This is a genomic window from Actinomadura pelletieri DSM 43383 (genome assembly GCF_003634705.1).
Lineage (GTDB): Bacteria > Actinomycetota > Actinomycetes > Streptosporangiales > Streptosporangiaceae > Spirillospora > Spirillospora pelletieri.
The window spans coordinates 816895-838483 of record NZ_RBWU01000002.1; the positions used below are offsets into that span (position 1 = coordinate 816895).

The 21589-nt window shown below is 71.6% G+C and carries 27 protein-coding genes and 1 tRNA gene; 15 read left to right on the forward strand and 13 right to left on the reverse strand.

The window, feature by feature from the left end; all coding sequences use genetic code 11:
• Positions 1-27: 27 nt before the first annotated feature.
• From BZB76_RS10550 to rdgB, 3 genes are read left to right on the forward strand one after another with little or no spacing between them, the layout of a single operon-like run.
• Positions 28-777: an MBL fold metallo-hydrolase gene (locus tag BZB76_RS10550; RefSeq protein ID WP_121434625.1), complete on the forward strand. Its 750-nt coding sequence runs from the start codon at positions 28-30 to the stop codon at positions 775-777.
• Positions 778-797: 20 nt separating this feature from the next.
• On the forward strand, positions 798-1517 hold the full coding sequence (rph, locus tag BZB76_RS10555; protein WP_121434086.1) for a ribonuclease PH: 720 nt from the start codon (positions 798-800) through the stop codon (positions 1515-1517).
• Complete coding sequence (gene rdgB / locus BZB76_RS10560; protein WP_121434087.1) at positions 1514-2119, forward strand: RdgB/HAM1 family non-canonical purine NTP pyrophosphatase; 606 nt, start codon at positions 1514-1516, stop codon at positions 2117-2119. Before rph ends, rdgB begins: the two co-directional genes overlap by 4 nt.
• Before the next feature lie 9 nt (positions 2120-2128).
• Here rdgB and BZB76_RS10565 read toward each other — a convergent pair whose 3' ends face one another.
• Genes BZB76_RS10565 through BZB76_RS10575 form a run of 3 tightly spaced genes read right to left on the reverse strand, consistent with a single transcriptional unit; the run spans position 2129 to position 5063 of the window.
• Positions 2129-3052, reverse strand: a complete 924-nt coding sequence (locus tag BZB76_RS10565; protein WP_121434088.1) for a sensor histidine kinase — start codon at positions 3050-3052, stop codon at positions 2129-2131.
• Positions 3052-4053 carry an MEDS domain-containing protein gene (locus tag BZB76_RS10570; RefSeq protein WP_246006867.1) on the reverse strand — a complete coding sequence of 334 codons (1002 nt, stop codon included), beginning with the start codon at positions 4051-4053 and terminating at the stop codon, positions 3052-3054. The genes BZB76_RS10565 and BZB76_RS10570 overlap by 1 nt, the downstream gene beginning before the upstream one ends.
• An 8-nt stretch (positions 4054-4061) precedes the next feature.
• Positions 4062-5063: a sensor histidine kinase gene (locus BZB76_RS10575; protein ID WP_121434089.1), complete on the reverse strand. Its 1002-nt coding sequence runs from the start codon at positions 5061-5063 to the stop codon at positions 4062-4064.
• Between the two features lie 212 nt (positions 5064-5275).
• Between BZB76_RS10575 and BZB76_RS10580 the strand changes: the two genes are divergently transcribed.
• Positions 5276-5360, forward strand: a tRNA-Leu gene (locus tag BZB76_RS10580).
• Positions 5361-5374: 14 nt separating this feature from the next.
• On the opposite strand, the gene bcp is transcribed toward BZB76_RS10580, so the two are convergent.
• A complete protein-coding gene (bcp, locus tag BZB76_RS10585) occupies positions 5375-5842 on the reverse strand; it encodes a thioredoxin-dependent thiol peroxidase (RefSeq protein WP_121434090.1) in 468 nt (155 codons plus the stop codon).
• A gap of 180 nt (positions 5843-6022) precedes the next feature.
• Between bcp and BZB76_RS10590 the strand changes: the two genes are divergently transcribed.
• Entirely contained in the window at positions 6023-6343 is a 321-nt protein-coding gene (locus BZB76_RS10590) for a DUF3618 domain-containing protein (protein WP_121434091.1), read from the forward strand.
• Here BZB76_RS10590 and BZB76_RS10595 read toward each other — a convergent pair.
• The 3 genes from BZB76_RS10595 to BZB76_RS10605 form a co-directional block, all read right to left on the reverse strand.
• Positions 6294-6545 carry an anti-sigma factor family protein gene (locus BZB76_RS10595; RefSeq protein WP_121434092.1) on the reverse strand — a complete coding sequence of 84 codons (252 nt, stop codon included), beginning with the start codon at positions 6543-6545 and terminating at the stop codon, positions 6294-6296. The genes BZB76_RS10590 and BZB76_RS10595 overlap by 50 nt on opposite strands.
• A 23-nt stretch (positions 6546-6568) precedes the next feature.
• On the reverse strand, positions 6569-7240 hold the full coding sequence (locus tag BZB76_RS10600) for an SIMPL domain-containing protein (protein WP_121434093.1): 672 nt from the start codon (positions 7238-7240) through the stop codon (positions 6569-6571).
• Between the two features lie 283 nt (positions 7241-7523).
• A complete protein-coding gene (locus tag BZB76_RS10605) occupies positions 7524-8708 on the reverse strand; it encodes an amino acid deaminase/aldolase (protein WP_121434094.1) in 1185 nt (394 codons plus the stop codon).
• A gap of 162 nt (positions 8709-8870) precedes the next feature.
• Between BZB76_RS10605 and purU the strand changes: the two genes are divergently transcribed.
• The 10 genes from purU (at position 8871) to BZB76_RS10650 (ending at position 16952) form a co-directional block, all read left to right on the forward strand.
• A complete protein-coding gene (purU, locus tag BZB76_RS10610; RefSeq protein ID WP_121434095.1) occupies positions 8871-9734 on the forward strand; it encodes a formyltetrahydrofolate deformylase in 864 nt (287 codons plus the stop codon).
• 141 nt (positions 9735-9875) lie between these two features.
• Positions 9876-10490: a DUF6286 domain-containing protein gene (locus BZB76_RS10615; RefSeq protein ID WP_121434096.1), complete on the forward strand. Its 615-nt coding sequence runs from the start codon at positions 9876-9878 to the stop codon at positions 10488-10490.
• A 5-nt stretch (positions 10491-10495) separates the two neighbouring features.
• A complete protein-coding gene (locus BZB76_RS10620; protein ID WP_121434097.1) occupies positions 10496-11089 on the forward strand; it encodes a hypothetical protein in 594 nt (197 codons plus the stop codon).
• 475 nt (positions 11090-11564) lie between these two features.
• Positions 11565-13175: a sensor histidine kinase gene (locus tag BZB76_RS10625; RefSeq protein WP_246006868.1), complete on the forward strand. Its 1611-nt coding sequence runs from the start codon at positions 11565-11567 to the stop codon at positions 13173-13175.
• Positions 13172-13843, forward strand: coding sequence for a response regulator (locus BZB76_RS10630; RefSeq protein WP_121434099.1), 672 nt, complete (start codon positions 13172-13174; stop codon positions 13841-13843). Before BZB76_RS10625 ends, BZB76_RS10630 begins: the two co-directional genes overlap by 4 nt.
• Positions 13844-13891: 48 nt before the next feature.
• Positions 13892-14029: a hypothetical protein gene (locus BZB76_RS34695; protein WP_170180574.1), complete on the forward strand. Its 138-nt coding sequence runs from the start codon at positions 13892-13894 to the stop codon at positions 14027-14029.
• 97 nt (positions 14030-14126) lie between these two features.
• On the forward strand, positions 14127-14525 hold the full coding sequence (locus BZB76_RS10635) for an Asp23/Gls24 family envelope stress response protein (protein WP_170180575.1): 399 nt from the start codon (positions 14127-14129) through the stop codon (positions 14523-14525).
• Positions 14522-14830 (forward strand): Asp23/Gls24 family envelope stress response protein, encoded by a 309-nt coding sequence (locus tag BZB76_RS10640; protein ID WP_246006869.1) that lies wholly within the window; start codon positions 14522-14524, stop codon positions 14828-14830. Before BZB76_RS10635 ends, BZB76_RS10640 begins: the two co-directional genes overlap by 4 nt.
• Before the next feature lie 362 nt (positions 14831-15192).
• Positions 15193-16485 (forward strand): thiolase family protein, encoded by a 1293-nt coding sequence (locus BZB76_RS10645; protein ID WP_121434101.1) that lies wholly within the window; start codon positions 15193-15195, stop codon positions 16483-16485.
• Positions 16486-16505: 20 nt separating this feature from the next.
• Positions 16506-16952: a winged helix-turn-helix transcriptional regulator gene (locus BZB76_RS10650; RefSeq protein ID WP_121434102.1), complete on the forward strand. Its 447-nt coding sequence runs from the start codon at positions 16506-16508 to the stop codon at positions 16950-16952.
• A gap of 6 nt (positions 16953-16958) precedes the next feature.
• Here BZB76_RS10650 and BZB76_RS10655 read toward each other — a convergent pair whose 3' ends face one another.
• The 6 genes from BZB76_RS10655 to gcvH all read right to left on the reverse strand — a co-directional run bounded on the left by BZB76_RS10655 (position 16959) and on the right by gcvH (position 21539).
• Positions 16959-17549 carry a LysE family translocator gene (locus BZB76_RS10655; protein WP_211342935.1) on the reverse strand — a complete coding sequence of 197 codons (591 nt, stop codon included), beginning with the start codon at positions 17547-17549 and terminating at the stop codon, positions 16959-16961.
• Positions 17550-17831: 282 nt separating this feature from the next.
• Positions 17832-18191, reverse strand: a complete 360-nt coding sequence (locus tag BZB76_RS10660) for a type II toxin-antitoxin system death-on-curing family toxin (RefSeq protein ID WP_121434104.1) — start codon at positions 18189-18191, stop codon at positions 17832-17834.
• Between the two features lie 16 nt (positions 18192-18207).
• A complete protein-coding gene (locus tag BZB76_RS10665; protein WP_121434105.1) occupies positions 18208-18411 on the reverse strand; it encodes a hypothetical protein in 204 nt (67 codons plus the stop codon).
• A 51-nt stretch (positions 18412-18462) separates the two neighbouring features.
• Positions 18463-19836, reverse strand: a complete 1374-nt coding sequence (locus tag BZB76_RS10670; RefSeq protein WP_121434106.1) for an L-serine ammonia-lyase — start codon at positions 19834-19836, stop codon at positions 18463-18465.
• A gap of 53 nt (positions 19837-19889) precedes the next feature.
• Positions 19890-21146: a serine hydroxymethyltransferase gene (locus BZB76_RS10675; protein WP_121434107.1), complete on the reverse strand. Its 1257-nt coding sequence runs from the start codon at positions 21144-21146 to the stop codon at positions 19890-19892.
• 3 nt (positions 21147-21149) lie between these two features.
• Positions 21150-21539 carry a glycine cleavage system protein GcvH gene (gene gcvH / locus BZB76_RS10680; protein WP_121434628.1) on the reverse strand — a complete coding sequence of 130 codons (390 nt, stop codon included), beginning with the start codon at positions 21537-21539 and terminating at the stop codon, positions 21150-21152.
• Positions 21540-21589: the final 50 nt, after the last annotated feature.

Genomic DNA, 21589 nt, shown 5'->3' on the forward strand with positions numbered 1-21589 from the left:
CTCGGGGGACACGAAGGAGGAGTGAGCGTGCGGGTCACTGTGATCGGCTGCTCCGGCAGTTTCCCGGGGCCGGACAGCCCCGCGTCCAGCTATCTGGTCGAGGCGGACGGTTACGCGCTGGTGCTCGACCTCGGCAACGGCGCGCTCGGGTCGCTCCAGCGGTTCCGCTCGCTGTACGAGATCGACGCCGTCTGTATCTCGCACCTGCACGCCGACCACTGTCTCGACCTGTGCGGGTACTGGGTGGCGCGCAAGTACCGTCCGGGCGGCCCGCCGCCGCGGATCCCCGTGTACGGGCCCGCGGGCACCGCGGCCCGCATGGCCAAGGCCTACGACCTCGCCCCCGACCCGGGCATGTCGGAGGCGTTCGACTTCCGGCCCCTGCCGAGCGGCCCCTACGAGATCGGGCCGTTCCGGGTGACGACCGCGCTGATGCCGCACCCGGTCGAGGCGTACGCGTTCCGCGTCGAGCACGGCGGCCGGACCCTCGCCTACTCCGGCGACACCGGCCCGTCCGATCTGCTGGTCGACCTGGCGAGGGACGCGGACCTGTTCCTCTGCGAGGCGTCGTTCCTCGACCGGCCCGGCCTGCCCGAGGGGCTGCACCTGACCGCCCGCGAGGCCGGTGAGCACGCCGCCCGCGCCGGGGTGGGACGGCTCGTCCTCACCCATCTGGTGCCGTGGAACGACAGCGACGTCTCGCTCAAGGAGGCGCGGGCGAGCGATTACGACGGTGCCATCGACCTGGCCCGGGTGGGCGCCCAGTACACCCTGTGAACCCCGCTAGGGTAAGGCGCATGGCTCGCCCCGACGATCGCGCACCCGACCAGCTCCGTCCCGTCCGCGTCAAGCGCGGATGGCTCGACCACGCGGAGGGGTCGGCGCTCATCGAGTTCGGCGCGACCCGGGTGCTGTGCGCCGCGTCCGTCCAGGAGTCGGTGCCCCGCTGGCGACGCGACAGCGGGCTCGGCTGGGTCACCGCCGAGTACGCGATGCTGCCGCGCGCCACCAACACCCGCAACGACCGCGAGTCCGTCAAGGGCCGGATCGGTGGCCGCACCCACGAGATCTCCCGGCTGATCGGACGTTCCGTCCGGGCGTGCGTCGACTTCAAGGCCCTCGGCGAGAACACGATCCAGCTCGACTGTGACGTTCTGCAGGCCGACGGCGGCACCCGCACCGCCGCGATCACCGGCGCGTACGTGGCGTTGGCCGACGCCGTCGCGTGGATGCGGGAACGCAGACTGCTCCGGGGCGACCCGCTCGTCACGTCCGTGTCGGCGGTCAGCGTCGGCGTCGTCGACGGCGAGCCCCGCCTCGACCTCTGCTACGAGGAGGACAACGTCGCGGGCACCGACATGAACGTCGTGTGCACGGGCGACGGCCGGTTCGCCGAGGTGCAGGGCACCGCGGAGGGCACGCCCTTCGACCGCTCCGAACTGGACGCGCTCCTCGACCTCGCCGCCGCGGGCTGCGCCGAGCTGACCCGCATCCAGACCGAGGCCCTCGCCCGATGACGAGGATCGTGCTTGCGACCCACAACCGGGGCAAGGTCGCGGAACTGCGGCGCATCCTCGACGGCTTCGACGTCGTCGGCCTCGACGAGTTCCCCGGCGCGCCCGACGTTCCCGAGACCGAGCTGACGTTCGAGGGGAACGCACTGCTGAAGGCGCGGGCGGTCGCCGCGTTCACCGGGCTGCCCGCCGTCGCCGACGACTCCGGCCTGTGCGTGGACGCGCTGAACGGCATGCCGGGAGTGCTGTCCGCCCGCTGGTCGGGGGGCCTCGGCGCCGCCACCGGCGACCGTGATGCCGCGAACCTCCAGTTGGTCCTCGACCAGCTCGGTGACGTTCCGGACGGTCAGCGCGGCGCGTCGTTCGTGTGCTCGGCGGTGCTGGTCGTCCCGGACGGTGTCGAACACTGCGTCGAAGGCCGGTTGCACGGTTCCCTCATCCGCGACCCCCGCGGCACGGGCGGCTTCGGCTACGACCCGATCTTCGTCCCGGAGGGCGAGACCCGCACGACCGCCGAGATGTCCCCGGAGGAGAAGGACGCGATCAGCCACCGGGGCAAGGCCTTCCGCGCCCTGGCGGCCCTCATTCCCGAAGCGGTGGCCTGACCCCGCACGTCAGATGCGGCTGTAGAGCCTGACCGAGGTGGCGTTCCAGTCGGCGCGCAGTTCCACCAGGTCGACCAGGAGCCGGACGGTCCAGAGCCCGAAGCCGCGCTGGAGCGCGGTGTCGGGCGGGATGTAGCCGGTGAGCGGGCTCGGGCCGGGACACCAGCGGCCGCGGTCGCCGATCTCGCAGACCAGGTCGTCGCCGCTCTGCCACATCCACATGCCGACCGGCGGGGTGCCGTGCCGGAGCGCGTTCGCCGCCACCTCGTTCGCGGCCGTGACGAGGTTCTGCGTCTGCTGTCCGGTGAGGCCGTGCTTGTGGGCGCGTTCGCCGACGAACGCCCGCAACGGGTGCAGGTCGTCGCCGTCGACGGGGAGGTGTTCGGCGGTGTCGGGACGTTCGGGGCTCCGTGCGCGGTCGCAGTCGGCCCCGAACGTGACCGGGTCGACGTAGTGGTCGCTGGAATGGGCGCGTCCGCCGTCCAGGAGCAGGGGGTGGGTGCGCCGGGCGCCCGTGAGGATGGGCGGTGGCAGCGTCCGGGTGTCGTAGGTGCACAACGCGCGGGCGCCCGAATGTTCGAACACCGCGTTGATGAGGGACTCGTAGCGGATCCACTCCCGTGTCCGCCGTTCGTCCAGCCCCTCCCAGATCGGTTCGGCGACGGCGCAGACCCTGCGGGGGGCGCTGGCCGTCACGACGGTCTGGTAGTCGCGCAGGGTATGGACGGGATGCCGGTAGAACCCCGCCGCGTCGATGAACTGGATCGGCGGGTCGGTGGCCGGGAACACGTCCCGCAGAGCGGACAGGTTCGGTTCCCGGACCACGGCGAGGACGGCCTGGTCACGCTCCAGCCCGGACGTGAGGAACGGGACGGTGGCGGACAGGAAGTCGTCGGTGCCGCGGTACAGGAACGCCCTGTGCTCCAAGGACATCAGCCGACGCCCCCCGAGGCACCGCCCCGCGACCCCTGCGCGGGCCGGGCGGGACCGCCGCGGACGACGCCCGGCAGCCGGTGCCAGCCGACCATCTCGATGACGTTCTCCACATGCGGCGACAGATGGTCGAGCACCAGCGGCTCGCCCTCGGGCCGCCGGGTGGCGTGCCTGGCCAGCAGGTGCAGACCGCCGAGGTCGATGAACGCCAGGCGCGAGAAGTCGAGATGGACGCGACCACAGGCGTTGTCCACCTGCGACAGCTTCTCGGCGAACACGGCGTGGCGGGCGGCGTCCAGCTCCCCCTCGACGCGCAGGCCGTCCGGTTCGAAGGTGCGCACGATCTTCAAAATCCCGTCATCGAATTCGGGGTTCACTTCCACGAGGACCTCGTGTGTGTCGCGGAGGGCGATGAGCTCGTCGGGCGAGCACGCGCGCCGGTCGATCTGGCAGATGGCCATCGCCATGGTGCTCGGCGACACCGTGTCGCCGACGCGATGCTCGCAGCCCAGCACCTGGCCGAGGTCGGAGCGCCGGGGCCCGTTCACCAGCCAGCTGTGGTCGGTGGTGATGCGCACGGCGCGGAAACCCTGGTCGAACGCCTCGCCGACCTCGCGGCCGAGCGTGTCCACCATCATGGCGGGTGCGAAGTGGCCGTGCCGGTCGAGGCAGGCGTCCCGCAGGGAGATCACCCGCAGTGTGCCGGTCCGGCGGTGGGCGTCCACGTCGATCCGGGGCCCGGTGCCGAGGCCGGGGAGGCGGTCCGGTGGAACGTCGGTGACATAGACGACCTTCTCGGTGGTTTCCAGGCCTTCCCGGACGAAGGGGCCGATGACCCGGTCGCGCTCCTCCAGACCGCTGTAGGCCAGCCAGCCGTGGTCGCCCGGCCGGAGGGCGCTCACGGGACGCTTGGCCAACCAGGGTGTCTCCATGGCCTGCCCATCGGGTTCGGTGGTCCGCTCAGGGTACGCCGGGCCGGGGACTTCGCGTGCCGAATGCATGGAGTTCCTCACGCTCCGTTCGTGTCGGCGGATACGGGCAGTGCGAACCTCAGCCGGACGACGCTGCCGCCGTCGCCCCGCCTGATCTGCACGGTCGAGCACAGCAGCCGGACGGCCCACAGCCCGAACCGGCCACCGGACGCGGCCTCGCCGGGCCGCGGCGGGATCAGCCCGTACCCGGTGCCGGACGGCCAGCGACCTTCGTCGGCGACCTCGCAGACGAAGGCGGGCACGCCGCCGGACGCGTCCGTCCACATCCGCAGCACGATGGGCGGTTCACCGTGCCGCAGCGCGTTGGTGACGACCTCGGTGACGGCGACGAGAAGCCGTTGCAGGTCCTCGCCCGGCAGCGGCGTCCGCCGGGCGTACTCGCCGACATAGGCGCGCAGCCAGTACAGGTCAGGGCGATCGATCTTGAACGTGTCGGCGTCGGGCGGCGGCTCCGGCAGTGGCTCGCCGTCGCGCTGTTCGCAGTAGACCCACGGGTCCACGAACCCGGGGTTGGCGACGGCCCGCGCGCCGTGCACCGTCTCCGGATGCGTCCGGCGGGCCGCCGCGACGACGCCCGCGGGCAGCGCGGCTGCGTACGGGCACAGGAGCGAGGCGCCGGTGCCGCGCAGCGCGACGTTCGCGACGGCCTCGGTCCGCAGCCACTCGGCGACCTCGACCGGCGGCCGTGTCGCCCACACCGGTTCGCCGAGGACCCGGAGCCGGTGCCCGCGCCGGGCGGCGTCGTCGGCGTCGTTGAGGCAGTCGGCGAGGGTCCGCGGCGGATGCGCGTACCAGATGGCCGGATCGCGGAACTCGACCCGCGGCGCGGCGGGGCCGAGCGCGTCCCGCAGCAGCGTCTCCCGCCCGGTCCCGCAGACGGCGAGGACGCGGTCGCCCGCGTCCACCCCGTCCAGCAGGAAGGGCAGCACACCGTCGAGATACTGGTCCAAGCCGTCATAGGGCAGCACACGGTGTGTGAAGGAGCCGCTCGGCGCGGACCCCGCCGGACGTGTGATCATGATGTCACCGACTGTGCTGGCGGACGGCCCCTCAAGCCTAGGCCGTCTCCGACCGCCCTGCCGAGACCGTCCCGCAAATGAAGCCGGAAATTCTCACAGTTCCCGTCCGCAATTTCGCGTAGGGTCGGCCCCTTATCCCGGGCCCGGCGGAAATCCGTTGCCGAGGCCGCGGACCGAACCGCTAAGCTGAACGCGCTCCGGACGGAGCACCGGCGGGCGTGGCGAAACCAGGTATACGCGGCAGGTTTAGGTCCTGTTGGTGGCGACACCGTGGGGGTTCGAATCCCCCCGCCCGTACCCCTTGTTCGGCGCTAGATGCCGAGGTCGCGGCGGAGACGCTCGACGTGACCGGTGGCCTTCACGTTGTAGTACGCCTTCTCGATCCCGCCGTCGGCGTCGACGAGGAAGGTGGAGCGGATGACGCCGACGACGACCCGGCCGTAGAGCTTCTTCTCCCCGTAGGCGCCGTAGGCCTGGAGCACCTCGGCGTCCGGGTCGGACAGCAACGGGAAGGTCAGGCCCTCCTTCTCCCGGAACTTGGCGAGCTTGGCCGGCTTGTCAGGGGAGATGCCGACGACGGCGACACCCGCCGCCTCAAGGTCGCCGAGGCTGCCCTGGAAGTCGACGGCCTCCTTGGTGCAGCCCGGGGTGAGCGCCGCCGGGTAGAAGTAGAGGATCACGCGCTTACCGCGCAGCGAGGACAGCGACACCGGGACGTCGTCGGCGTCGGGAAGCTCGAATTCGGGGGCGACGTCGCCCGGCTGCAGCCGCTCGGACACCCTGTCCCGCCTTTCGCTCGGATGATGAACCCAACGGTACCGGCTGGGGTACCTCGGGCGTTCGGCGGGAGAACCTGCCAGACTGTTCGGATCACCCTTCGTCGGCCACGGTTTCGTCCGCGCGAACCCGTCCGTACGAGCCCGCTCGCACACTTCGCTCGAACACGATAAGGACACGGCATGGCTGACAGTGCCCGCAGCCCCGATGAGCTGGAACGGGAGATCGAGATCCGCCGCCAGCGGCTCGCGCGTACCGTGGACGAGTTCGCCGCCCGGGTCAGCCCGAAGAACGTCGCGCAGCGGGGCACCGAACGGCTGAAGGAGGAGGCCGGTCAGGTCGCGCGGGCCGTCGGCGCGATCATGCGCCCCGACGACGCCGCCGTCGAGGCCAAGGACCCGGCGGGCGGCGGGCCGGACAAGCGCCTGGTGCTGGTCGGCGTCGGCGCCGCCGTCACCGTGACCGCCCTGATCCTCTGGGGCCGCAGGCGCAGGCGCCGCTGAGCCGCGTCCCCGGGGCGGCACGCCGCTCCCGGACGCCACGGCGCAGGATCCGGGCGACGTCCCGCAGGTCGGCGAGTTCGGCGCGGCACGGCGGGCAGCCGCGCAGATGCGCCGACAGTTCGTCGGCCTCGGCGCCGGGCAGCCGTCCGAGGGCGTAGACGCCGAGGCCGACGCGGAACTCCCCGCAGTCCGTACCTCCCACGTCTGATGTACGGGCCCCCGGCCCTACCCGTTCAGTTCGGGGGGCGTCACGGTGAAGCGGGCCTCGACGGCGGCGCGAATGACCTGCGTCACGGGCTCCAGGTCGATCGGCTCGGGTTCCTCGGCCGCCCCCCGGCTCCTTTCCCGCCCGTAGGCGGCGGCGAGCGCGACGGGACCGCCGACGTCCCGGCCGAGACCCTCGTCCGACAGTTCGACGAGGCCGGTGAGCCGCGACCCGAGCGCCTCGGCATAGCCGCGTGCGCGTTCGACGGCCTCGTGCGCGGCCTGCCGCGCCGCCCGTCGGTACACCTCGCTCTCGCGGCGCAGCGCCCACTCGGGCCCGTCGACATAGGTGCGCTCCATGTCACCGAGCCGGGTGACCAGTTCACCGAGCACACCGAAGTCCACCACCGTGATCTTGATCCACACGGTGCCCCGGTAGGCGCGGACGTCCCCCTCGCGCCGCCGGTACTTCAGCAGCGGCGCGATCGACAGCCCGCCCGTCTCCACCTTCTCCACGGCCTCGCCGTAGGAGGCGAGCAGGTCGAGGCAGCGCTGGTTGCGTTCGGTGAGCCGGTCGAGGGCCCTGCGCCGGTCGGTCTCCTGCGACTGGACGTGCACCGACAGCCGCGCGATCTCCGGCTCGGCCTCCACCACGGCCTCTCCACGCACACTGATCACCGGAGCATCGCTCATCCCCCCAACCTAACCCCCCGAACCCCGCGCACGGACCCCAGTCCGAAACGGGGCTCCAACCCAAACCGAGCGCGGGCTGAGCCCAACCCGGGGACGCGGGCCTTCACCTCGATCCGGGACGTGGGCCTTACCCCGATCTGGGACGTGGGCTCTGACCCCAACCCGAGGCCGCGGGGCGACCGCAGCGGTGCATCACGAACCGCAAGGGGCACAAGGACCGTAACTGCGCCGTGAGGATCGCCTGCGTCGCGCGGGGGTCGAAGGGGGTCGCCCCCCTTCAAATTCAAAGAAACGCGTGGCCTTCGCCTCTGTATGTCGGGACGGTTTCGATCGTCCGGTCGCCGTCGATCAGGTGCAGGGCGTCGAAGCGTTCGCACATCTCGCCGGCCTTGCCGTGGCGGAACCAGACGCGGTCGCCGATGGACAGCAGGTCGGCGGATTGCCCGAGCAGGGGCGTCTGCACCTCGCCCGCGCCCTCGTACGGGTCGTAGGAGAGGCCGGTCGGCAGGTACGGGCGGGGGAGGCGGTCGGCGCCCGGGGGGCCGGACGCGTGGTAGCCGCCGCCGAGGCAGGTCGCGACGCCGGGCGCGGGACGCCGGACGACGGGCAGCGCGAACAGCGCCGCGGGACGTCCGGTGAAGGCGGAGTACTGGTCGAACAGGTGCGGCTGGTAGAGGCCGGATCCCGCCGCGACCTCGGTGACGGAGCGTTCGGCGGCGGTCGTCTCGACGCTGCCGGTGCCGCCGCCGTTGACGAACTCCAGGTCCGTCAGGTCGCGGACGGCCCGGACGATCGCGGCGCGGCGGCGGGCCAGTTCGATCCGGGACCGTTGTTGCATGGCGCGGACGGCGCGGCTCCGCACGGGACGTCCGGGCGGGGTGTCCCCGACGCCCGCGATCTGTGACTCGTAGGCCATCAGCCCGGCGAGGTCGAGCGACGGTCGCCGCAGGATCGTCTCGGCGAACGCGGCGACCTGGGCGGGGCTGTGCAGGGGGGAGCGCAGCGCGCCGATCCGGACCCGTCCGCCGAGGGGCCGGTAGGAGGCGTCGACGTCGACGCACACGCGGATCCGGCGACCGCCCGCGGCGTCCTCGATGAGGCCGAGGTTTTCGGGCGCGTCGACCATGAGCGTGACGGCGCGGGCGGCGGCGGGATCGGCGGCCAGCGCGGCGAGGGCCGTCCGGTCGGTGGTGGGATAGGCGACGAGGATGTCGTCGCTGACGCCCTCCCGGGCCAGCCAGAGGGCCTCGGGCAGCGTGAACGCCATGATCCCGGCGAAGCCGTCCATGGCGAGGACCTCCGCGAGGAGCGCCCGGCAGCGCACCGACTTGCTCGCGACCCGGATGGGCTTGCCCGCGGCGCGGCGGACGAGCCCGGCGGCGTTGGCGCGCAAGGCCGCCAGGTCGACGACGGCGAACGGTGCCTCGATCCCGGCCGTCGCGGTGTCGTAGCGGTCCCGGAGGCTCATGCTCGTCACGGCGTCATGCTACCCAGCGAATATGAAGACTTCTCATTTATGTTGGTGGTGCGGGTTCGGTCAAGGCGCGTCCGCGCGGCCACGGTCACGCGTGGGCGCCGCGTAAGCTCGAAGGGCACCTTTTGAGCTGCCGTTCCCCGCGAGAGTGAGACCGTGAACGAACACGTGCTGACCCTGTCATGTCCCGACCGGCCGGGCATCGTGGCCGCCGTGTCGGGGCAGCTGGCCGAGCGCGGATGCAACATCGTCGAGAGTCAGCAGTTCGGCGACGGCGAGTCCGGCACGTTCTTCATGCGGGTGCAGTTCGCGGCCCCGGACGGCACCGACCCCGACGAGCTGCGCGGCGCCTTCGCCTCACTCGTCCCCGAACTCGGGCTCCAGTGGCGGCTGCACGCGCTCGCCGAACGGCCACGCGTGCTGATCATGGTGTCGAAGGGTGGGCACTGCCTCAACGATCTGCTCTACCGGACCCGCTCCGGGCTGCTCGACATCGATATCGTCGCGGTCGCGTCCAACCACCCTGACCTGCGGCCCCTCACCCAGTCGTACGGGATCGACTACCACCATCTGCCGGTGGGGCCGGGCGGCAGGGCCGGGGGCGGCAAAGCGGCCCAGGAGGCCGAGATCCTGGCGCTCGTCGAGCACTACCGCGCCGAACTCGTCGTCCTCGCCCGCTACATGCAGATCCTGTCGGACGACTTCTGCGCCAAACTCCCCGGCGCGATCATCAACATCCACCATTCGTTCCTGCCGAGCTTCAAGGGCGCCCGTCCCTACCACCAGGCGCACGCGCGCGGCGTCAAGCTGATCGGCGCCACCGCCCACTACGTCACCGCCGACCTGGACGAGGGGCCGATCATCGAGCAGGAGGTCGCGCGCGTCGACCACACCCACAGCCCGGAGGAGCTCGTGGCCGTGGGACGCGACGTCGAATGCCTCGCCCTGGCCCGTGCCGTCCGGTGGCACACCGAGCACCGCGTTCTGCTCAACGGCGACCGTACCGTGGTCTTCCGCTGACCCGACCGTTCCCTTTCAGAACTCTGACCTGCGCTTTCGTCCAGTCGAAGGCGTGAGATGTCGGCATGGCGAGTTTCGCTCCACGTGACGATGGATCACCATGAGTGAGGAAGCACGTGCCGAGGCTCACGGGGGTCGAGCATGGCCGAGACGCTGGTCAAGGACCTGATCGAGGAGGCGCGGAACGAACGGCGGGCGCGGCGGCTCGCCGTCCGGGAGTTCCGGCCCCGCCGCGCGTTCGCCGGACTCGCCGCCGCGCTGCTGGTGACCGTGGTCGGCGGGGTCGCCGCGATCGAACTGCTGGCCGCGGCGCTCGGCTCCGCCGTCCACCCGGTGCCGGGCGTGGCCGTGGCGGCGGACGCGCTGCGCCGCCACGCCTGGCACGACCCGGAGGTGCTGGCCGGCGCTGGCGCCGTCACCGTCCTCGGGCTCGCGTTCCTGCTGGCGGCGCTGCCGGGACGCCCGCGCGGCGTTCCGCTGGCCTGCTCCGATCCGCGCCTGGCCGGCGTCATCGGCCGCGCCGCGCTGCGCCGCGCCCTGGAGGACGCCGCGCTGGACGTCCCCGGCATCGTACGCGCCCGCGTCCGGGGGCCCGGCCTGGTCCGCCGGAACGTCGTCGTCTGGGCGACCACGCACTACCGCAACCCGGCGAACCTCGCCGAACTGGTACGCGATGCGGTCGACGAGCGACTCGACCGGATCGAGCCGATGCGCCGCCCGGACGTCGACGTCCGGCTCGGCTGGCGGAAGGACTGAACGAGATGAGGATCGCGATCGCGCTGACCGGAGCGGCGCTGTTCCTGTGCGGCGGCGCGGCGCTCGCCGCGGGACTCGGCGCGTTCGACGCGCTCGCCGCCCTCTCCGCCGGGGCGTCCGCCGACCCGCTGTCGGCCAGGCCCCTCATCGACGCGGCGCTGCTGCGGTTCGTCGAGGACAACACCTGGTTCCTCGTCACGGCCGCCGTCGTCGCGGAGGTCGCGGCACTCGCCGGGCAGTTGTGGCTCGTCCTGCAGTGCCGGTCGCTGATCCATCGGAGGTGGCCGGACGTCGACGCGCGGACCCGCGTCCTCGCCCGGTCGGCGGCCGAGGATCTGAACCGGGACGCGCGGGACCTTCCCGGAATCGAGGACTCCCGCGTCCGGCTCACCGGCACGGTCGTCCGGCCCCGGCTGCGGTTGCGGATCGTCTGCGCGGGCGACGCCCACCTCGGCGAGATCTACGGGGAGCTGGGCGCGGGCCCGGTCGAACGGTACCGGTACGCCGTCGGAATGCCGGACCTGCCGGTGCTGATCCGCTTCCGTTCCGCGGCCACGCGTTTCGGAAGGCGCCGACGTCCGCAATCGGACATCCAGTAGTTCGGACCGTTCTAAGGATGGCCGCCCGGCGTCAGGAGCGGGGGAATGCTGACGCCGGACGGCCAGGTCGATCAGAGGGAAGATCCCATCGCGATGGGAGCGGGTGGTTGCGCGAACACGGTGATCTCCCTCTGATCAAGTTGTCGCCGGGACGATGCCCGGTCATGCCCTGTACTGCGGTGATGCAAGGAGCGGCGCCCGTCCGGGGCCACAGAACCCGGACGGGCGCCCGCGCCTTGGCAGGCACCCATGCGCCGGTGGAGCGGGCGCATGCACACGGCGGGTGCCTGCGCTGGGGATGAAAGTCACGCGGGTCGGTTGTCGTCGGAATTCGCCGGAATTCGTCTGATAGTTATCTGGGGGTCGGTCGCCGATGTTGTGGTCTGCGTACTGGTGACTATGCGCGATCCTGTGGCGAGGGGTCATGCTTGTGTACATTTCGTTCACGGCGTGGAGCAGACGATGGGGTGCGAGAGTGCGTCTTCCCGCGTGGCTGAGGCCGGGCCGCTGGAGCCTGGCAGGGCAGTTGCTGGTATTGCAGACCGCGATCGTCGGACTGCTGGTCGGGGCGGGTGTCACCGTCGCGTACCTGGACGCCGAGCGGGCCGCCAACGACGCCGCCGCGCAGACCGTCACGGCGGTCGCCGCGACCATCGCCGACTCCGACAACGTCCGTGCCGCGCTCAAGACCCCCGACCCCAGCCGGCTGCTACAGCCGTACGCCGAACGCGTCCGCCGCGACGCCGGTGTCGACTTCATCACGATCATGAATCCGGCGGGGGTCCGTTACACGCATCCGAACCCGTCCCGGATCGGCGGGAACTTCGTCGGCAACACCGGGCCCGCCGTCGCCGGGCGGACGTTCACCGAGACCTACACCGGCACGCTCGGGCCGTCCGTCCGCACCGTCACGCCCGTCTTCGACGACGACCGCAGGGTCGTCGCGCTCGTCGCCGTCGGCATCACGGTCCGGGTGATTTCCGCGGAGCTGCGGCAGCGGCTGCTGTACCTGCTCGGGGTCGCCTCGGCCGTCCTCTCGATCGGCATCGGCGGCAGCTACCTGGTGTCGGCCCGGCTGCGCCGCCAGACCCGCGGCGCCGGGCCCCGCGAGCTGCGCGGAATGTTCGACTACTACCACGCCATCCTGCACTCGGTGCGCGAGGGACTGCTGCTCCTGGACCGGGCGGGACGGGTCGTCCTGTGCAACGACGCGGCCCGCGACCTGCTGAACCTGCCCGACTCGTCCCGCGGGAAGCGGGTCGGCGACCTCGGACTTCCCGGTGAGCTGGCCGCCACCCTCACGTCCCGGGAGGCGCGGTCGGACGAGATCCATGTCGGCGACACCCGCGTCCTCGTCGTGAACACCTCGCCCGTCCGGTCCCGGGGCCGCGCGATGGGCAACGTCGTCACGCTGCGCGACCACACCGAGCTGCTGGCGCTGACCGGTGAGCTAGACACCGTCCGCGGCTTCGCCGAGTCGCTGCGCTCCCAGGCGCACGAGGCCGCCAACCGCCTGCACACCGTGGTGTCGCTGGTGGAGCTCGGCCGTCCCGACCAGGCCGTCGAGTTCGCCACCGCCGAGCTGGCGACGGCGCAGCGGCTCACCGACCGGGTCGTCGGCTCGGCGACGGAACCGGTGCTGGCCGCGCTGCTGCTCGGCAAGTCCGCGGAGGCGGGGGAGCGCGGCGTCGACCTCGTCGTCACCGAGGACAGCGCCATCGAGGGCGTGGTGGAGCCGCGCGACCTCGTCACCATTCTCGGTAACCTGATCGACAACGCCATCGACGCCGCCCTCGCCAACACCGGCGCCCGGCCGCCGCGGGTGGTCGTCAGCGCCCGCAAGGACGGCGGTGAGTTCATCCTCCAGGTCGCCGACAGCGGGCCCGGCGTCGACCCGGCGACCGTGCCCGACATGTTCCGGCGCGGCTGGACGACCAAGACCTCCGGCGGCCCCGTCGGCCACGGTCTCGGCCTCGCGCTCGTCGGGCAGGCCGTCCGGCGGCACGGCGGCGACGTCCATGACGTCCATGTCGGCCATGACGGTGGAGCCATCTTCACCGTCCGACTTCCCCTGGGGTCCCGATGATCAAAGTGCTCGTCGTCGAGGACGATCTCGTCGCCGCCGAGGCGCACCGCGCCTATGTCGAACGCGTCGCCGGGTTCACGGTCGCCGGTGTCGTCCACTCCGGCGCGGACGCCCTGCGCTTCTACGAGCGGACGCCCGTCGACGTCGTGCTCCTCGACTTCGGCCTGCCCGACACGCACGGCCTGCGGGTGTGCCGCGCGCTCCGCGCGGGCGGCAGCGACGTGGACGTCATCGCCGTCACCTCCGCCCGCGACCTCGCCGTGATCCGGTCCGCCGTGTCGGTCGGCGTCGTCCAGTACCTGCTCAAGCCGTTCACGTTCGCGTCGCTGCGGGACAAGCTCGTCAGCTACAAGAAGTTCCGGGAGCAGGCCGTCGGCACCGGTGAGGTCAGCGGCCAGGCCGACGTGGACGGGATGCTCGCCGCGCTGCGCACCCCCGACCACCGTTCGCTGCCGAAGGGCATGAGCCACGAGACGCTCCAGGCCGTCACCGAGGTGCTGGCCGGGGCCGTCGACGGTCTGTCCGCCGCCGCGGTCGCCGACCTCACCGGCGTCTCCCGTGTCACCGCCCGCCGGTACCTGGAGTACCTCGCCGAGAACGGCCTGGCGCGGCGCCGTCCGCACTACGGTCAGGTCGGTCGTCCCGAGGTGCGCTTCTACCCGGGGTAACCGGGGTACGAATGTGACGACGGTGCAGCGAGATCGGGGGGAATCGTCGTGACCGAGAAGCCGGAGAAGAAGGTCGAAACGACCGGTAAGGACCGGGAGGGGCGCCCGCCCGCCGAGCCGAAGAAACCTCAGAAGAAAAAGCCCGGCGACGCCGCCAGGAAGATGCGGGAGATGTTCAAGGGCTAGAGGTAAACCGGCGTTGACCTGGTCTTTCTCCGATGTGGCGATTTCGGTGTGACGTTTGCGAGCATCAATGGCAGGTCAGCCGGATCGTGGGGGCGCAATGAGCCAGGATGACGCGCCGGGCCCTTTTTGGGGCGGTGTCGGTAAACCGCGATGGAAAGGCGTCGGCAGAAGAGGTAGATTCCTTCCGCCCGGCGGCCAGACCAGGATTTCCGGCGCCGTCGTCGCCAAGGTCGCGGCGATGGCGGCCGGGGACGTCCACGGGTCGGGGACCGCCGTGCGGGGCGCCCATGTCCGGGGCCGCGGGCCCCGGACCGCCGTCGACATCGACCTCCTCGTCCGGTCCGGGCCGTCCGGCCCGGACCTCACCGGGGCCGTCCGCGACACCGTCGTCACCGAGGTCGAGCACATGTGCGGCCTGGAGGCGGCGGAGGTCAACGTCACCGTGGACGACGTCCGCGTGCGTGCCGGCTACCCCGAGGAGCCGCACGTCCGATGATCGCCTGGACGGACGCACCCCATGCGGCCATGGCCCCGAGCCTGGCCGACCGGATCGCCGAGGCCGCCCTGGCCTGCCCGGACGTGACGGAGTTGACCGCCGGGCCGCGCGGCCGCATCACGACCCGCCGCGCGGGGCCGCCGCTCACGGGCGTCTCGGTGCGCGACCGCGAGATCGAGGTGGGGGTGGTCGTCCGCTACGGACGTCCGCTACCCGAGATCGCGGAGGACGTCCGGCGGCTGATCCGTCCGCTGGCCGGCGGTCGCGTGATCCACGTCCTCATCGCCGACCTGGCCGACCGCTAGCGCGTACCCGGCGCCGCCTCCCAAGAATTAGCGGCACTTTGACGTCTGTTGACGGATTCCTATCCCTTTGGGGGCTAATGTCCGAAGGGAACGTGACGTCGAGGGCCATGAGGAGGCACGCTTGTCCAACCTTGTAGTTCTGGGCGGCTCCGCTGAGGGGCGCTTCGACGTACGGAGGGAACAGACGGACCACTGCATGGGCCCCTCCCGCTGAGCGGCCCGACGGCCCGGGGTCGCGGCTCTCACGCCGCGGCCCCGGGTTTTGTTCGCTGTGACCCGTGACACACCACCGCTGGGTTGTGTTTTCCAACTAACAAACCGGACACTCGGACGGTGAGTTGGAAAACCAAACGGAGGTGGCCATGCGGGACGCGGTGATCGTCGAGGCGGTGCGCACACCGCTGGGCAGGGGCAAGACGACCGGAACGCTGCACGACCACCACCCCGCCGACCTACTGGCCCGGACACTGCGGACCCTCGTCGAACGCGCCGGCATCGACCCCGCGCAGGTCGACGACGTCATCGGCGGGGTCGTGACCCAGGTGGGCGAGCAGGCGCTCAACATCACCCGCACCGCCGTCCTCGCCGCGGGCTTCCCCGAGAGCGTCCCCGCCATGACGGTCGACCGGCAGTGCGGCTCGTCCCAGCAGGCCCTGCACATCGCGGCGCAGGGCGTGCAGAGCGGCGCGTACGACATCGCGATCGCCTGCGGGGTCGAGTCGATGTCCCGGGTGCCGATGGGGACGAACGCGCCGCCCGGCAGCGACCCGTTCGGGCCGATGCTCGCCGAACGCTATCCCGGCGGGCTCGTCGGACAGGGCATCAGCGCCGAGCTGATCGCCGCCCGCTGGGACCTGTCGCGCGAGGAACTCGACGCCTACGCCTACGAGTCGCACCGGCGCGCCGCCGAGGCATGGAGCAACGGGGAGTTCGCCCGCGAGGTCGCCTGGCCCGGCCGACGGGACGAGACCGTCCGCCCCGTCACCGAACCCACCACACCAGCGAACCCGAAGCCACGAACAGCCGCCGTCCACGAAGGCGCCACCACACCGACGGACCGGCAGGCACGAACAGCCGCCGTCCACGAAGGCGCGCACAGCGGCCCTCCGGGCACATCCCTGGAGGTCCTCGCGGGGCTCAAGCCCGCCTACTACGACCCGCGCATGGCCGAGAGATTCCCCGAGATCGGCTGGAAGGTCACCGCCGGAAACGCCTCCCCGGTCAACGACGGCGCCGCCGCGGTGCTCGTGATGGGCGCGGACGTCGCCGCACGGCTCGGCCTGCGCCCCCGGGCTCGCTTCCACGCGTTCGCCGTGACCGGCGACGACCCCCTGCTGATGCTCACCGCGATCATCCCCGCGACTCGGAAGGTCCTCGCCCGCGCCGGGCTCACCCTGGACGCCGTCGACCTGTTCGAGGTGAACGAGGCGTTCGCCCCGGTCGTCCTCGCCTGGCAGCGCGAGATCGGCGCCGACCCGGCCCGCGTCAACGTCCGCGGCGGCGCGATCGCGATCGGCCATCCGCTCGGCGCCAGCGGCGCCCGCCTCATGACGACGCTGCTGCACGCCCTCGAAGACCGCGGCGGCCGGTTCGGGCTCCAGACCATGTGCGAGGCGGGAGGCCAGGCCAACGCCACCGTGATCGAGCGACTCTGAGCGGAGGTTACCCTTCCGGTATGCCGAAGGACGCCGTCCCGCGCGAGTGCTCCATCGCCGACACCCTGGAACTCGTCGGCGAACGCTGGAGCCTGCTCGCCGTCCGTGAACTCAGCCACGGCGTGCGGCGCTTCGACCAGATCGTCCGCAACACGGGCGCGCCCCGCGACATCCTCACGACCCGCCTCCGCAAGTTGGAGGCCAACCGCATCGTCCGCCGGGAACGCTACAGCGACCATCCGGTCCGCTACGAGTACCACCTGACACCCGCGGGCATGGAGCTGTGCGACGTCCTCCTCGTCCTGATGCGATGGGGCGACCGCCACCTGCACCCCGACGACCCGCCCGTCCGGTGGCAACACTCCTGCGGCCACACCCTCAGCCCGATGGTCATCTGCCGCCACTGCGGCAACGAGGCCCGCGTCGGCGCCCACTCACCCACCGGCCGCGGCACCCGCACCCCCTGACCGCCCTCAGCGTTCGGCGGCGAGCCTGACCCCGAGCCCGATGAACAACCCGCCCACGGCGACGTTGAGCCGCCGCCGCGCGGCCTGCCTCCGCCGCAGCCAGTCACCGATCCGCCCCGCCAGCACGCCGACCGTCCCGTCGACGAGGAACTCCAGCGCGATCAGGACGACCCCGAGCACCGCGAACTGCATCCACACATGACCTCGCGCCGGATCGATGAACTGCGGGAGGAACGCGATCGTGAACGTGACCATCTTCGGGTTCAGCAGATTGGTCACCATGCCGTTGACATACGCGCGGCGCCCCGAGATCCCTCCGCTGGACTCCATGTCGTCCCCGTCCCCACGCCGCCGAATGGCCTGCACGCCGAGATACACGAGGTAGACCGCCCCCACGATCCGCACCACGGTGAACGCGGTCGGCACCGCCGCGAAGAGGGCCGCCAACCCGGCGGCCGCGACCGCGACATGCACGGCCTCACTGGTCGCCACCCCCGCCGTCGCCAACAGCCCGGCCCGCGCCCCGCCCCGCATCCCGCACCCGAGGACGAACAGCATGTCAGGACCCGGAATGGCCATGGCCACGACCGTGGTCACCAGGAACATGGCAAGCAAATGCGAATCAACCGGCATACCGCGATGCTCCCACGCCCCTCTGCCACTCCCACGCGGCCGCCCATCAACCTGCGAACCTTCCGCACGACGGAACGAACGTCGCCGTGCCCGAAGTCGACCGACCCGCCGGAGCCGCTGGCTCGCACGCCCGCCGCACCACCCTTTCGCGCACGTTGGCTTCGCGGAGCCCACGGACACGTACCAGCGTGCAGCGCTCTGGTCGCCAACTCGACGTTCAGAAACGGCTTTGTGGGTGGGTGTTCGTTAGGTGGTGGTCGGGCGGGGTTCGACTCGCAGCGCCTTGGCGACCTCTTGGACGTTGGTTTGGACGCCGGAGGCCGCGATGTGCACGACCAGGTTGAACGCCTCGTCCTCGGAGAGGTCGGGGCGCTTGTCGTGGAGGGCGAGGAGGACGCGGGCGGCCGTCCAGCCGACGCGTTTGTTGCCGTCGACGAACGGGTGGTTGCCGAGGACGGAGTGCAGCAGCGCGGCCGCCTTCTCCTCGACCGTCGGGAACGCCTCGGTGCCGAAGGTGACGGTCTGGGGGCGTGCCGCGGCGGAGGCGATGAGGCCGGGGTCCCGGATCTGGGCCGTTCCGCCGTGCAGGGCCGCGTTGATCGCGATGAGGTCGGCGGGGTGATCATGCGTCCCCCAGCCGGGCGAGCAGGGTCGCGTCCTCGTCCATGATCTCCTGGATCAGGGTGTGGACGCGGGCCCGGTGCTCCCTGCGTCGCCGAATCCAGTCGGTGACCGCCCGGGTGAGCGCTTCTTCCGGCGGGAGGCCCTCGTCCGCGGCGACGGCGGTCAGGTCGTCCCGAAGCGTTCGTGGCAGTTCGACGTTCATTTCCGTGAGGTTAGTGAGGGGCTTCGCGGTGGGCCATCGGTTATTGGCGGGTCAGCATTCGATGACGTTGACGGCCAGGCCGCCGCGGGAGGTTTCCTTGTATTTGTCGAGCATGTCGCGGCCGGTGTCCCGCATGGTCCGGATGGCCTTGTCCAGGGAGACGAAGTGGCGGCCGTCGCCGCGGAGGGAGATGCGGGCGGCGCTGATGGCCTTGATGGCGCCGACGGCGTTGCGTTCGATGCAGGGGACCTGGACGAGGCCGCCGACGGGGTCGCAGGTGAGGCCGAGGTTGTGTTCGATGCCGATCTCGGCGGCGTTCTCGACCTGTTCGGCGGTGCCGCCGAGGACCTCGGTGAGGCCGGCGGCGGCCATGGAGCAGGCGGAGCCGACCTCGCCCTGGCAGCCGACCTCGGCGCCGGAGATGGAGGCGTTCTGCTTGAACAGGACGCCGATCGCGCCCGCGGCGAGGAGGAAACGGACGATGCCCTCGTCGTCCCGGCCGGGAACGAAACGGTCGTAGTAGTGCAGGACGGCCGGAATGATTCCGGCGGCGCCGTTGGTGGGCGCGGTGACGATGCGGCCCCCGGCGGCGTTCTCCTCGTTGACGGCGAGGGCGAACAGGGTGACCCAGTCCATGGCGTGGAGGGGGTCGGCGGGTTTCTCGGCCGTGAGCTGGCGGTGGAGCTGGGGGGCGCGGCGGCGCACCTTGAGGCCGCCGGGGAGGAGGCCCTCGCGGGTGCAGCCGCGGGTCACGCAGGCGCGCATCACGTCCCAGAGGGTGAGGAGGTCCCGGCGGATCTCCTCGGGGGAGCGGCCGAACGCGTGCTCGTTCTCCAGCATGAGCGCCGAGACTGAGAGGCCCGTCTCGCGGCAGCGGTCGAGGAGTTCGGCGGCCGTGTCGAACGGGTGGGGCAGGACGGTGTCGTCGGGCTTGATGCGGTCGGCGCCGGTGGCGTTCTCGTCCACGACGAAGCCGCCGCCGACGGAGTAGTACACCCTCGCCCGGAGTTCTTGGCCCGCCGAGTCGAAGGCGGTGAAGCGCATCCCGTTGGGGTGGCCCGGGAGAGACTCCTTGCGTTCGAAGATCAGGTGCTCGTTGACGACGAAGGGGATGTCGTGGTCGTCGAACAGGCGCAGGGCGCCGCGTGCGCGGATCGACTCCAGGCGTTCGTCCACCCGGTCGACGTCGACACGTTCCGGTTTGTCGCCTTCTAGACCGAGGATGACGGCCTTGTCGCTGCCGTGGCCCTTACCGGTGAGGCCGAGCGAGCCGTAGAGGATCGCCTGGACGGTCGCGGTCTTCTCCAGCAGACCGTCGCGGTGCAGGCCGCGGGCGAAGCGGTGCGCGGCGGCCATCGGGCCACCGGTGTGGGAGGACGACGGGCCGATGCCGATCTTGAACAGGTCGAAAACGCTGATGGCCATGCGCTACCTCGTCGTGGCGGCGCCCCCTCCCGGTGGGGAGGGGGCGCGGGGCGTCACAGATCCGGGTACAGGGGATGCTTGTCCGCCAGGGCCTTCGCGCGGGCCGCCAGCGCGTCCCGGTCGTAGGACGGCTGGAGGGCCAGGGCGATGACGTCGGCGACCTCCGCGAAGTCCGCGGAGGTGAATCCGCGGGTGGCGAGGGCGGGGGTGCCGATCCGCAGCCCGGACGTCACCATCGGCGGCCTCGGGTCGCCGGGGACGGCGTTGCGGTTGACGGTGATGCCGATGCCGTGCAGGCGGTCCTCGGCGTCCCGCCCGGTGAGCTCGGAGTCCACCAGGTCGACCAGGACGAGATGGACGTCCGTCCCACCGGTCAGGACCTTCACCCCGGCCTTGGCGGAGTCCTCGGCGAGGAGCCGCTCGGCGAGCAGCCGCGCCCCCTCGACGGTGCGCGCCTGCCGGTCGCGGAACTCCTGCGACGCGGCGACCTTCAGCGCCACGGCCTTGGCGGCGATCACATGCTCCAGCGGCCCGCCCTGCATACCGGGGAACACCGCGGAGTTGATCTTCTTGCCGTACTCCTCGCGGGCGAGAATCAGACCGCCGCGGGGGCCGCCGAGCGTCTTGTGCGTCGTGGTCGTCACGACGTCCGCGTACGGGACGGGCGAGGGGTGCAGACCCGCCGCGACCAGGCCCGCGAAGTGCGCCATGTCGACCATGAGCAGCGCACCGACCGAGTCGGCGACCGTCCGGAAGGCCGCGAAGTCGAGCTGCCGCGGGTACGCCGACCAGCCCGCCACGATCATCTTCGGCCGGTGCTCGGCCGCGAGCGTCGCGACCTCGTCCATGTCGACCCGGCCGTCCTCGGCGCGCACGTGGTAGGGCACCACGTTCAGCGTCTTGCCGGAGTAGTTCAGCCGCATCCCGTGCGTGAGGTGCCCGCCGTGCGCGAGGTCGAGGCCGAGGATCGTGTCACCGTGCTGCAGCAGCGCGAAGTACACGGCCGTGTTGGCCTGCGCGCCGCTGTGCGGCTGGACGTTCGCGTGCTCCGCGCCGAACAGCGCCTTGGCCCGGTCGATCGCGAGCTGCTCGGCGACGTCGACGTACTCGCAGCCGCCGTAGTAGCGCCTACCGGGGTAGCCCTCCGCGTACTTGTTGGTCAGCACGGAGCCCTGCGCCTCCAGCACCGACACCGGCGCGAAGTTCTCCGACGCGATCATTTCGAGGGTGGACTGCTGCCGCCGCAGCTCCGCGGCGACGGCCTCGGCGATCTCGGGGTCGATCGCGGCGAGCGGGTCGTGCAGACTCACCGGTCAGGCCTCCTCGATCAGCTTCTCGTAGGCGACGGAGTCCAGCAGGTCGCCCGGCTCCTCCGAGACACGGACCTTGAAGATCCAGCCCTCGCCGTACGGGTCGTCGTTGATGACCTTCGGCTCCTCCACCACCGCCGCGTTGATCGCGGTGATCTCGCCGCTGACGGGGGAGTAGATGTCGCTGACCGACTTGGTCGACTCGACCTCGCCGCAGGGCTCGCCCGCCTCGACGGTGTCGCCCTCCGACGGCTGCACCTCGATGTAGACGATCTCCCCGAGGGCGTCGGCGGCGTGGGCGGTGATGCCGACGGTGACGATGCCGTCCTCACCGTCGAGGCCGGACACCCACTCGTGCTCCTCGCTGTAGCGGAGCTGCTCCGGAACGCTCACGATCACTTCTCTCTCTTCCTTGCGGGGTTCGCCGCAGAGATCCCTGGGCG